The organism is Corallococcus sp. CA053C (genome assembly GCF_003611675.1).
GTDB lineage: Bacteria > Myxococcota > Myxococcia > Myxococcales > Myxococcaceae > Corallococcus.
Window position 1 is genome coordinate 1 of the sequence record NZ_RAWA01000344.1, and the last position, 10,761, is coordinate 10,761.

The window sequence follows — 10,761 nt, forward strand, 5'->3', positions numbered from 1 at the left end:
CGCTGGGAGTGGCTGGGGGACTGTACCTGCTGGGACGTCGGGAGAAGTCCCAACAGGTGACTCTCGAGTTGGGCAGCGACGGTACGTCCGCCTTCGTCTTCGGGAGGTGGCCGTGAGAGCGCGCACCCTGGCACTGGCACTGGGAGTCGTCGCCTCGGTGGGAGGCTGTATCGACTTCGAGCGGGCGGAGCGCGAATTCTGTTCCCGCCACCCCAATGAGTGCGGAACGCCCGTTGATGCCGGCGCAACCGACTCTGGGACGACTGGCCCCGATGCTGACGCAGGCACCGCCGACGCTGGAACATCTGACGCCGATGCCGGAAGTGTACCTGTGCCGACCTGGTATCGGGACGCAGATGGAGACGGCTTTGGAAACGAAACCAAGCCCTTCCAGTCCACTCAAAAGCCTGAGGGCTACGCCCCGAGAGCCGATGACTGCGATGACAGCGATGCTGCGGTCCATCCTGGCGCCGAAGAAGTCTGCGACTCACGGGACAACAACTGCACCGCGGGCATCGACGAGGGGTTGTCGGAAGCGACCTGTACATCGCCCGAGACGCGCACTCTTCGGCTTGCGGCGAGTGGCGGCTTCAGCCTAACCCTCAGGGCGGACGGTCGGGTTTGGGCCTGGGGCGACAACCGCTCCGGCCAGCTCGGCGACGGGACGACGACGGATCGCTCCACGCCAGGGCAGGTGCTGGGCCTCTCCGGAGTCGTTGCCATTGCCGCCGGCCTTAACCACAGCGTGGCGATGAAGTCGGACGGCACCGTCTGGGCCTGGGGCGCGGGCTATTCTGGCCAACTCGGAGACGGGACGAAGACGCAACGCAACACGCCGGTGCAGGTGCTGGGCCTCTCCGGGGTGACCGCTCTCGCCGCCGGCGGTTTCTACAGCCTGGCGGTGAAGTCGGACGGCACCGTCTGGGCCTGGGGCCACAACGTGTATGGCGAACTGGGCAACGGGACGACGACGGATCGCTCCACGCCAGGGCAGGTGCTGGGCCTCTCCGGGGTGACCGCTCTCGCCGCCGGCAATTACCACAGCCTAGCCGTGAAGGCGGACGGCACTGTCTGGGCCTGGGGCTTCAACATACGTGGCGAGCTGGGCGACGGGACGACGACGCAACGCAACACGCCGGTGCAGGTGCCGGGCCTCACCGGGGTGGTCGCTCTCACCGCCGGCGGTGAGTTCAGCTTGGCGGTGAAGGCGGACGACACTGTGTGGGCCTGGGGCAACAACGGATATGGCCAACTGGGAGACGGGACGACGACGATGGAACGCAACACGCCGGTGCAGGTGCCGGGCCTCACCGGGGTGACCGCTCTCGCCGCCGGCGATTACCACGGCCTAGCCGTGAAGGCGGACGGTCGGGTTTGGGCCTGGGGCAACAACCGCTCCGGCCAGCTCGGCGACGGGACGACGACAGATCGCTCCACGCCAGGGCAGGTGCTGGGCCTCTCCGGGGTGACCGCTCTCGCCGCCGGCGATTACCACAGCCTGGCGGTGGAGGCTGACGGCACCGTCTGGGCCTGGGGCAAGCTGGAGGACGCGTCGGTGGCGAAACGTCCCGTGCGGGTGGTGCAGGGATGGACTCAATGAGGAGCAGCGGATCGCCACTCGCAGGATGAGGCAGGCCTTCACAAAGGCAGTTCCGGGAGAGGCCCTCCCGGGACAGCGGCGAACGAGTCGCCAGGAGCAGCGCAGGTGCACGGAGTCACGTCCTGGATGGCGTTGGCGAGGGCGATGAGGGTGTTGAAGCGCGTGACGGAACGAGCGCTGTCGAGGGGCTGCCGGAGAGCAGCGCTCATCGTGTGGCAGGACAGCAGCAGGCGGGCCCAGCGGTGCGCGTGGCTCTCAGGGAAGTTAGGGACGCGCGGCGGCGCGTCGACCGAGACCGCTTCGCGCTCCAGAACGTTGGCCAGGTCGACGAGGGCCGTTGCGGTCTCCTCGGCGATCCGCGGGGCCAGCTCGAGCGCGAGCTGCGCGACGCTGTCGCGGGGGCCCAACGGGCGTGGCTTTGAGCTTCCAGGTGGGCAGGAAGAACGCTCACGGGGCCTCTGCGGGGGCAGTGCAGGGAAGGGCGCGGGCGGTGGCGCGGGCAACGGCAACGTGGATGGCGGCGAGTGCGCGGCCGTCGAATTGGTAGGCGTGGGCGAACGCCTCGGCGCCACGCCACACCCAGTGCCCCGGACCGTGAGGGTCGTAGGCATGGATGAAGCCGGCCGGTGAGAAGAGGGCCCAATCGGGCCAGCGGTTCCGGCCGGTCAGCGCCTCCCCGAGCACCTCTCGGAAATGCACGTGGACGGCCGAGTTCCAGAGCCCGTCCAGCTCGTTGGGGACGAACCAGGTGTGAGCGTCCGCCTCGACGATGTGCTGCAGACGGTTCGTCACGACGACAGTGCCGGCGGGCTGGTGGCGCCAGGAGGCGGTGAGCTCCCCAACCTTCCAACCGAAGGCGAGCGGATCATGCTCCGGTCCGGTGAGGAGGACAGCGGTGCAGAAGCGGGCGCGGCTCACAGTGCTCGTGGGCAGGACCTCCCAGCGTGCGGGGAGGTCGTGCGCGAGGGGGGCTGGAATCTTGTTCCTCCCGAACCAGGCTTTTGCAGCTTCCTGGCGCACAATTTACATAATCTCCCTTATGCGACATTAAGCTATGTCAAGAGAATACAGGTGCTTACGCCAAATTCAGGTCCAGGCGTCGTTATCAGGACATCGATTTGGCTGCGGCGACCAAAGCCGCTCGGCAGCGCGCTGCTGCCAGATGCCTCTGCCGACAGCCAAAGTCCTACGGGCCTCTGGTGGATGGCTGCCGGGAGACTGGGTGTACGTCTCGGCCCATCCATGATTCAATCGCGGGCGTTATGGATACCCAGAGGCTGTTTCGGTAACTCGGCAGCGCGCTTTAGATTGGCGCGCTAAGCGTAGGGGGCTGAAGTGAGAACGGCGAGCATGCAGGTAGCTGTTGGAACTCTCTTGGCGTTGCTGGCCACTCATAGCAGCGCTGACACGAATAAGTGTTGGGGCTTCGCTTTCACCAATGATAACAAGCCACCGTCTGGCGACGACTACGAGTGCGTGAGTGTGGACGAGCCCTCCGACCCTGACACGTGGAGCGACAATCAATTCTGCGCGCCGAAGGGCATTGGGTTGCGTTGGTCGTTCGGGGGCCCGATCAAAGGCATGAAGTGCACGCCAATCCAAGAGGACGCCGAGCCCGAAGATCACCATTGGCGCGATAACTATATCTGTATTGAGCGCGATGCCCAATGGGATCTCAAGTGGTCAATGACGGGGCCGATCGAGAACGAAGGCTATAAGTGCGTGCCATGGAGGGAGCCAGCAGACGAGCACACTTGGCACGATAACTACTTATGTGCGAAGCCGCCTCGGCCGATTGCCACGATGACACAGCAGTTGCCGCTCAAGGGTGGCGCAACGACCTCCGATGAGCCTGCAGTTGGCAAGTTCTTGTCGGTCTCGTCGAGATGCACGGCGACCCTAGTCGCACCGCGTGTCGCGCTGACCGCTGCACACTGCGTAGATTATCAATCGGACACAAAATCGGACACAACTGGAACACACGGCACTGTAACGTTGGGGTCCGGTGCCACGCGTACAGTGATTCAAAGGAGGGCATTCGGGTCTGCGACTGGTGAATCGGATGTGGCCTTGCTCGTGCTCGACAAGGCGTGCCCCAAAACGATTACACCGATTTCAATCGGCTCCGCATTCCCTGCCGACGGCACTCTAATCAGAATTTTCGGATTTGGCTGCACGTCGGAGTCCACCACGTGTCAGCGAACCGGTGGCGACACGAAGCAGGTCGTGACCGCGACGATGGGCGAGTCGGCGTCTCTGTGCCCCGGTGATAGTGGTGGACCGGTCATCGTAGACGGCAAGATTGTTGGCGTTAATTCGGCAGCGAAGTGGTTCGGAGGAGATGTGTTCGCGAACCCGACCACCGCCACCCTGCAGAACGAAGTGAAGGCGCTAGGGAAGGAGTTTCCGTGCGGGAGCAACGGCTGTCCCGACGGCATGGCCAAGTGCGACTTCCAAGGCGGCCGGCAATGCATGACTGTGAGGAGTTGTCAGATCCTCATAAGTATGAGTAAACGGGATGATGCGTGTATCCCGCCTAGGGTATTATGCCAGTGTGAAGACGGTTTTATGGCGTGTGAGGACAGAGGGAGCCAGTGCAGCGTACTTTGCACAACGCGTAGGCGTCCGCTTCCAAAAAAAATGACTGCCGATGGGGAGTAGACGTTGAGTCCTGGCCAGTCTTCAGGATGGGGCCTAACGACGACCAGGCCCACGCCTTCATGTTCTCGATCGCGTCGGGGCTGGCCCTGGGCTGGACGGCGGTTGGTGTGCCCCCGCCGCAGCAACGGCCTTAGGAATGAAGTGATATCGCTCTATCTCGGGGACCGTAGAAACGAGCAGGCCAGTGCACGGCCCATCGTCGCGGCCGACACTCGCACCCGGCCGCGACGCTCCATCTCGCGCGCCAGCAACTCGCGCGTCCACGTCGTCCGCCTCCAACCCGACTGTTGGGGCGTCCCTTCCAGTACCCGGCACAGGGTTTCGCGGAATCGCTCATCCACCTTGCGCTGACCGTTGAAGGCCCTGCCATCTCACAGTCCCTCGCGACCGCGCTCCTGGTAGCGCAGCACCGCGGACACCACGGTGGAGGTGGCGCACAGCAGCTCCCGCGCCGCCTGGGCTCGCGACTGGCCCGCCGCCACCTTGGCCACCGCCAGGCACCGCCGCAGGGTGAGCGGGCAGCCAGTCTTCTCTCCCCAACGCGTCAGGCGCCTGCGGTCACGACAACGCAGCCGCGGCTGTTGCCCTCCCTGAGGCAGGGCTCGCTTCTTCCTCCGGTTCTTGAGCACACAAGTCCGAACGGAGCGAGTCCCTGCCCCTTCCCCGCGCTGCTGGCGCCCGCTTACCCTCCAGGCCGATCGAGAATCGCGCTCCGCCGTTTAGGTTTAGGCGGTGCGCCATGGACCTCCGAGCCCTTCTCCCACGCACTGCCGGATCGGCTGCGCCGGCTGGAGCCTGTCGAGCCAGGTGGGGGAGCACTTCCCCACGACGGGCACCCACCTTGAGCGCTATGCGCGCGTCCTGCCCGCGGTGGAGATCAACTCCTCCTTCTACCGGCCGCACCGGCCCGGCACCTACGCGCGCTGGCGTGACAGCGTTCCGGAGACGTTCCGCTTCGCGGTGAAGGTCCCCAGGGTCATCACCCATGAGCTGCGCCTGCGCGGCGCACGCGAGCCGCTGGAACGCTTCCTGGGCGAGGCGGGCCACCTGGAGGCGAAGCTGGGCTGCCTGTTGGTGCAGCTGCCCCCCAGCCTCCAGCACGAGCCCGAGACCGCCCGCGCGTTCTTCCAAGCCCTGCGCGACAGGACCCCGGCCGACATCGTGTGCGAGCCCCGGCACCGGACCTGGTTCACGGACGAGGCCCGACAGGTGTTGGACGACGTCGGCATCGCTTACGTGAAGGCGGATCCACCCGCGGTCACCACGCCGCCTCCACCCGATACAGACGTCGTGTACTACCGGCTGCACGGCTCGCCGAAGATGTATTACTCCGCGTACTCCAATGCGTTCCTGGAGACGCTTGCCGCGGAAATCTCCAACCACGAGCAGGCCGGTCGGCGCGTGTGGTGCATCTTCGACAACACCGCGGAAGGCGCGGCCCTCCCGAACGCATTGTCATTGCTGCACCGCGACGTGCAGCCGGAATCACCGCACAAGGCTTGAAACTCGACTAAACAACGGACCCCTATGTCGCTGACACGTCGCGGAAGCCGGCCGCTCTGGCCACGGGTGTTGGGCGTGTGCGCGCTCGCTGGCGCGGTGGCCGTGGGCGTCGGAGCTGGCTGCTCGGGCCCGGAAGGGACGCACCCGCCCGCGGGCACCGTGGGCGATCCGGTGCTCCTGGCCGCGGGAGACATCGGCAACTGCGGCACGACGCAGGACACGGACACGGGCAACCTGCTGGACGCACTGCCGGGCACCATCGCGCTGCTGGGCGACCTGGCCTACACGAGCGGCACGCCCACGGAGTTCAACACCTGCTTCGACCCGGCCTGGGGGCGCCACAAGGCGCGCATGAAGCCCACCCCGGGCAACCACGAGTACCTCACCTCCGGCGCGGCGGGTTACTACGGCTACTTCGGCGCGCTGGCCGGGGACCCCTCCAAGGGCTACTACAGCTACAACCTGGGGGACTGGCACCTCGTGGCGCTCAACAGCAACTGCGCCGCGGTGGGCGGGTGCGGCGCCGGCTCCGCGCAGGAGACGTGGCTGCGGCAGGACCTGGCCGCCAACCCGCGCACCTGCACGCTGGCCTACTGGCACCACCCGCGCTTCAGCTCCGGCAGCCACGGCGATGACACCACCGTTCAGCCGCTGTGGAAGGCACTGGACGACGCGGGCGCCGACCTCATCCTCACCGGGCATGACCATGACTACGAGCGCTGGAAGCCGCAGACCGCCGCCGGCACCGCCACGGCGAACGGCATCGTCCAGTTCGTCGTCGGCACGGGCGGCACGTCCCTGCGCGCCTTCACCTCCGCCCAGCCGGCCAACAGCGCCTTGCGCGATGCCAGCACCTGGGGCGTGCTGAAGCTCACCCTGCACTCCACCAGCTATGACTGGGAGTTCGTCCCCATCGCCGGCCAGACGTTCACGGACAAGGGCACCGGCGCCTGCCACTGAAGCAGGCGCCAGGGGCCGCGCGGCTTCAGGGGATGACGATCCGGGAGTGCATGCTCCGGCCGTCATAGGCCGCGCCGCCGCAGCGGGCATGGGCCCAGTCGCCGTTGACGGCGGAGCAGACGCGGAAGGCCTGGATGTTGGAGGGGGGCACGTTGATACCAGGGGTGTCGCAGCGCCCCTGGTAGGTCCAGGCGAGGCTCTTGTTCACGGCGTTGACGCCGATGCAGGGGCCAATCCAGGCGCCGGTGTCCCGCCGCTGCACGTCGATGGAGTACTGCGCGGCGGTCTCCTCCTCGCTCCACTCCAGGTCCACGAACGGCGTAAAGCCGCCCGGCAGCGTCAGGGAGACGTCGTCGGAGATGCCGTCATAGGGCGTCTCCACGAAGGCGCCCCAGGCATCGTTGATGGCGTAGAAGATGCGGAAGGCCGCGATGTCGCCCTTCGTCACCACGCGGTCTCCCGCGCTGCGGCACACGCCGTCGAAGACGGTCTTGTTGGACTGCCCCAGGAGCGCCACGGAGCTGCACGGGCCAATGACAGACCCGTCGCGCAGGACGACGTCGAGCGAGTAGCTGTAGCCGGCCAGCTTGTTCCAGCGGACGTTCACCTGGTTGAGCGACGTCATCGCGCCGTCGGGCTTGAAGGCGACGCGCTGCCGGTACGTGCTGCGCGAGGTGAGGTTGCCCGCGGTGTCGAAGGCGCCGACGTGGAAGAAGTTGAAGTACTCACCCCGGCGCTCGACGATGGCGTTGTGGCCGTGGCTCTGCACCAGCCGGCCCGCGGAGTTCTTGAGGGGCAGGGACAGCCGCCGCACCGCGCGCGCCCGCGTGAGCTGGGGGAGGGAGTCCGCCATCACGTAATACATGGCGTACTGGCTGTTGTACCAACCGCCGCTGAAGAGCAGGTAGTAGAGGCCATTGCGCTGAAAGACTTCAGGCGCCTCGTTGATGCCTTCCTCATACGCAGGCGTCGCGAAGACGGCCGGGCCCGCGTGGTTGTAGACGGTGCCGGGAGCGGCGGTGTTGAACGAGGAGATGTTGTTGCCCCGGTCGAACCACACATAGAAGAACCAGCGGCCCGCCGGGTCGTTGTACGTGGCCGAGTCGATGCGGATGTTCCGGTTGCAGCCCTGCGGCAGGCAGCCCGTGGCGGTGGAGGTGCGCGGCCACGTCGTGTTGGCGTTGAGGGGCTGGGGCGCGCCGAAGTTGAAGTTCAGGTCCGGCGCGGTGGCGACGAAGGTCGTCACCTCCTGCCCGGCCGGCGGGCACGCCGCCCCATTGGGCACCCGGTGCGCGGAGAAGTGGAGCTGGTAGGCGCCGTTGGACTTGTTGAGGTCCGGCGCCCACAGGAAGCAGTAGTCGTACGTGGGGTCGGCCTGCGACGGGTTGTAGTCGCGCTTGAACCGGAAGGTCGTCAGGTCGTTCGATTCGTAAAGGGGCAGCACCCACCCGTTGCCGGTGCCCGACAGGAAGAACAGGTCGTCGTTCTCCTTGTAGACGTCCGGATCCGCCAGCCCCGGCACGAGCAGCACGCGCGCGTTGTCATCCACCAGCTCCCGCTGCTGGGTTGTCTCCCGCGGCGCGGGCTCATCCCCACAGCCGACAAGGACGGCGCACAGCGTGGACCCCAGCATGACGACCTGAACAGGCTTCATGGCATTCTCCCTGAAAACCTGAAAATTCCAGGTTGACCAGGGAGAATGCAAGGGCGCATGCGGCCTCAGCAGCCGCGCGCACGTCCCCTACTTGCTCACCGCGATGGACTTGCGGAAGAGCGCCAGGCTGTAGACGAAGAACCCCATGCCCACCGCGCTCACCATCAGGAACTGGCGCCAGACGGCCTCCAGCCCTCCGCCGCGGTAGATGATGACTTGCGAGAAGCTGACGAAGTGCCGGGCAGGCAGCAGGTAGGTGAGGTACTGCAGCCACTTCGGCTGGCTCTCCACGGGCGTGCTCCCGCCCGAAAGCAGCATCAGCACGAGGACCACGAGGATGATCAGCAGCGCGAACTGCGCCATCGAGCGTGAAATCGTCCCCAGGAAGATGCCGAGCGCCGTGGCGAAGAACAGGTAGAGCACGACGCCAGCGAACCACAGCACCACCGAGCCGGCGAACGGCACCTTCAGCACCAGGTGCACGACCAGGAGGAGCGAAACCCCGGTCGCGACGAGAATCACGAGGCCGTTGGCCCAGACCTTCGCCATCGCGATCTCGAACGAGGTCAGCGGCATCACGAGCAGGTGCTCCAGCGTTCCGTGTTCGCGTTCGCGGATGACCGCGGCCCCCGTCAGGACGACGGTCAGCAGGGTTATCTGATTGATGATGGCCACCACGCTCTTGAACCAGGACGAGACCCCGTTGGGGTTGAAGAGCTTGCGAACGACCAGGTTGATGGGCTTCGGTCCCGCCTCCTCCGTGCGCCTGAGGAAGGAGGAGATCCGGTCGTTGACGATGTTCTTGATATAGCCGGAGCCGATGCCCGCCTGCTGCATCGCGGTCGCGTCGATGTTCAGCTGGATGTCCGGGTTGCGCCCCGCGCGAAGGTCGTGCTCGAAGCGGGGCGGAATCACGACGACGAACATGAACCGGCCCCGGTCCATGTCCGCCTGGATGTCATCCGCGGTGATGATCTCCGGCAGCTTGAAGCGGGGCGGATAGAAGGCGTTGAGCAACTCCTTGGACAACGCGGACTCGTCCTCGTCGACGAAGGCAATCGATGCGTTGTTCACCTCGCTCGAGGTCCCCGTGGCCTGGACATAGATGGCCAGGGTGAACGCATAGACGACGAACACGACCATCACCACGTCGCTCAGCAGGCTGCGAAGCTCCTTGAGCCCGAGCCACAGAATGTTCAGCAGCGAGTTCACCGCTATTTCTCCTGCTTCTTCAAACCGAGGACGCTGATGGCCAGCAGGAGTGGGACGCACATGGCCAGGAAGGCGACATCCCTCATGAGGAGGGCTGCCCCCAGCCCCTTGGTGAATGCGCCCAGGCTGGCGTGCATGTAATAGGAGGCCGGCCAGATGGACCCGACGACACCGGCGCCACCCTGCAGCGTGGAGACAGGCTGCAACAAGCCGGAGAACTGGATGGTCGGCACGATGGTCAGGATGGCCGTGACGAAGACGGCCGCGACCTGGCTGCCGGTGAAGGTCGAGGTCACCATCCCGATGCCCGTCGTCGCCGCGACGTAGAACAGCGTGCAGAGCATCAACGTCAGGAAGCTGCCCTTGATGGGGACACCGAAGACGATCAGCGCCAGGGCGGTCAGGATGAGGAAGTTGGCCATGCCGATGACGATGTAGGGCAGCTGCTTTCCGAGCAGGTATTCCAGCCTCCCCGTGGGCGTGACATAGAAGTTGATGATCGACCCCAGCTCCTTCTCGCGCACGATGCTGACCGTCATGAGGATCGCCGGTATCAGCAGCAGCAGCAGCGCCGGGACACTCGGCACGATGGAATAGACGCTCTCGAACGTTGGATTGTACAGGTAGCGCTCTTCGATGTTGGCCGTGGACTTCAGGGCACTGGCTGAATGGAAGCCGCTCGCGGGATCCCGCAGCATCCGGTTGTGGACCCCCATCACATATTGCTCGACGGTGTCGCCACGGAAGGTCATGGCGCCGTCCACCTGGGCCAGGACCTCGGGCCCGGAGCCCCGGCGGAAATCCAGGCCGAAACGAGGCGGGATCTCCAGCACCACCGAGACATCGTCTGACTGGAGCCGGCGGAGCGCTTCGTCCGCGGATTGGGTGGGCGCAGTGGGGGCGAAATAGCGCCCCGACACGGCGAACTGTTCAAGATACGCGCGACTCTCGGGCGACTGGTCCAGGTCCAGCGAGGCATAGCGGATGTTTTCGACGTCGGTCGTGATTCCGAAGCCGAAGACGAGCATCAGCAGCGCCGAACCGATGAAGGCAAACGCCAGCCGGACCTTGTCGCGGAGGATCTGGATGGTCTCGTTGTGGGTGTATGCGAGCATCCGGCCGACCCGCAGCCGGAGGCCGGCCCGGTCCACTCGTCGCGCGGCCGGAGGGG

Annotated in this window: 10 protein-coding genes; 4 read left to right on the top strand and 6 right to left on the bottom strand. The window is 65.8% G+C overall.

Features of this window, described 5'->3' with window-relative positions:
- Nucleotides 1–112 precede the first annotated feature (112 nt).
- Complete coding sequence (locus D7V97_RS32670; protein ID WP_158623501.1) at nt 113–1,600, top strand: MopE-related protein; 1,488 nt, start codon at nt 113–115, stop codon at nt 1,598–1,600.
- Between the two features lie 38 nt (nt 1,601–1,638).
- Here D7V97_RS32670 and D7V97_RS32675 read toward each other — a convergent pair whose 3' ends face one another.
- Nucleotides 1,639–2,007: a hypothetical protein gene (locus D7V97_RS32675; RefSeq protein ID WP_120614537.1), complete on the bottom strand. Its 369-nt coding sequence runs from the start codon at nt 2,005–2,007 to the stop codon at nt 1,639–1,641.
- Between the two features lie 40 nt (nt 2,008–2,047).
- The gene (locus D7V97_RS32680; protein ID WP_147445066.1) at nt 2,048–2,518 is read right to left on the bottom strand and encodes a hypothetical protein; all 471 of its coding nucleotides are present in this window, start codon (nt 2,516–2,518) and stop codon (nt 2,048–2,050) included.
- An 885-nt stretch (nt 2,519–3,403) separates the two neighbouring features.
- On the opposite strand from D7V97_RS32680, the gene D7V97_RS46845 reads away from it, so the two are divergent.
- On the top strand, nt 3,404–4,261 hold the full coding sequence (locus D7V97_RS46845; protein ID WP_368668980.1) for a serine protease: 858 nt from the start codon (nt 3,404–3,406) through the stop codon (nt 4,259–4,261).
- A gap of 371 nt (nt 4,262–4,632) precedes the next feature.
- Here D7V97_RS46845 and D7V97_RS46850 read toward each other — a convergent pair whose 3' ends face one another.
- Nucleotides 4,633–4,890, bottom strand: coding sequence for a helix-turn-helix domain-containing protein (locus tag D7V97_RS46850; protein WP_368668979.1), 258 nt, complete (start codon nt 4,888–4,890; stop codon nt 4,633–4,635).
- Nucleotides 4,891–5,068: 178 nt separating this feature from the next.
- Here D7V97_RS46850 and D7V97_RS32695 point away from each other — a divergent pair, with 178 nt between their 5' ends.
- The gene (locus D7V97_RS32695) at nt 5,069–5,764 is read left to right on the top strand and encodes a DUF72 domain-containing protein (protein WP_120614541.1); all 696 of its coding nucleotides are present in this window, start codon (nt 5,069–5,071) and stop codon (nt 5,762–5,764) included.
- 75 nt (nt 5,765–5,839) lie between these two features.
- A complete protein-coding gene (locus D7V97_RS32700) occupies nt 5,840–6,724 on the top strand; it encodes a metallophosphoesterase (RefSeq protein WP_199729012.1) in 885 nt (294 codons plus the stop codon).
- A 25-nt stretch (nt 6,725–6,749) separates the two neighbouring features.
- Here the strand turns inward: D7V97_RS32700 and D7V97_RS32705 are convergent, their stop codons facing one another.
- From D7V97_RS32705 to D7V97_RS32715, 3 genes are all read right to left on the bottom strand, one after another.
- Nucleotides 6,750–8,378 (bottom strand): glycoside hydrolase family 43 protein, encoded by a 1,629-nt coding sequence (locus D7V97_RS32705; protein ID WP_120614543.1) that lies wholly within the window; start codon nt 8,376–8,378, stop codon nt 6,750–6,752.
- Nucleotides 8,379–8,465: 87 nt separating this feature from the next.
- Nucleotides 8,466–9,590, bottom strand: coding sequence for an ABC transporter permease (locus D7V97_RS32710; protein WP_120614544.1), 1,125 nt, complete (start codon nt 9,588–9,590; stop codon nt 8,466–8,468).
- 2 nt (nt 9,591–9,592) lie between these two features.
- A partial coding sequence (locus D7V97_RS32715) for an ABC transporter permease (protein ID WP_147445067.1) occupies nt 9,593–10,761 on the bottom strand: 1,169 nt, incomplete at its 5' end.

Bases quoted from the DNA above. Each gene is read 5' to 3' on its own strand.
- D7V97_RS32705 (WP_120614543.1), bottom strand. From the start codon at position 8,378: ATGAAGCCTGTTCAGGTCGTCATGCTGGGGTCCACGCTGTGCGCCGTC.
- D7V97_RS46845 (WP_368668980.1), top strand. From the start codon at position 3,404: ATGACACAGCAGTTGCCGCTCAAGGGTGGCGCAACGACCTCCGATGAG.